This is a genomic window from Martelella sp. HB161492 (assembly GCF_013184775.1).
Taxonomy (GTDB): domain Bacteria; phylum Pseudomonadota; class Alphaproteobacteria; order Rhizobiales; family Rhizobiaceae; genus Martelella.
Genome location: NZ_JAATVV010000052.1, coordinates 1 through 550, shown reverse-complemented (window position 1 = coordinate 550; position 550 = coordinate 1). Strand labels below are relative to the sequence as shown.

General features: G+C 59.5%; 1 protein-coding gene. It reads right to left on the bottom strand.

Annotation, left to right across the window (positions count from 1 at the left end; translation table 11 throughout):
* Positions 1-550, bottom strand: a 550-nt coding sequence (locus HCK86_RS24335) for a GTP-binding protein (protein ID WP_246739759.1), incomplete at both ends; no start/stop codon positions are given.

Here is a 550-nt window from a genome sequence, read left to right as displayed (position 1 = left end):
GCGGATCAGCGCGCCGATGTTGTCGCCAGCCTGGCCCTGATCGAGCAGCTTGCGGAACATTTCAACGCCGGTAACAGTCGTCTTCGACGTCGGACGGATACCGACGATTTCAACTTCTTCACCAACCTTGACAACACCGCGCTCAACACGGCCGGTCACAACCGTACCACGGCCAGAGATCGAGAAAACGTCTTCGATCGGCATCAGGAACGGCTGGTCGATCGGGCGCTCAGGCGTCGGAATGTAGGCGTCAACCGCCGCCATCAGTTCACGAACAGCATCTTCGCCGATCTTCTTGTCGCTGTCTTCCAGAGCAGCAAGAGCCGAGCCCTTGATGATCGGGATATCGTCGCCCGGAAATTCGTAGGAGGAGAGAAGTTCGCGAACTTCCATCTCAACCAGTTCCAGCAGCTCTTCGTCGTCAACCTGGTCAACCTTGTTCAGGAACACGACCAGGGCCGGAACGCCAACCTGACGGGCAAGCAGGATGTGCTCGCGGGTCTGCGGCATCGGGCCGTCAGCAGCGGAGCAAACCAGGATCGCGCCGTCC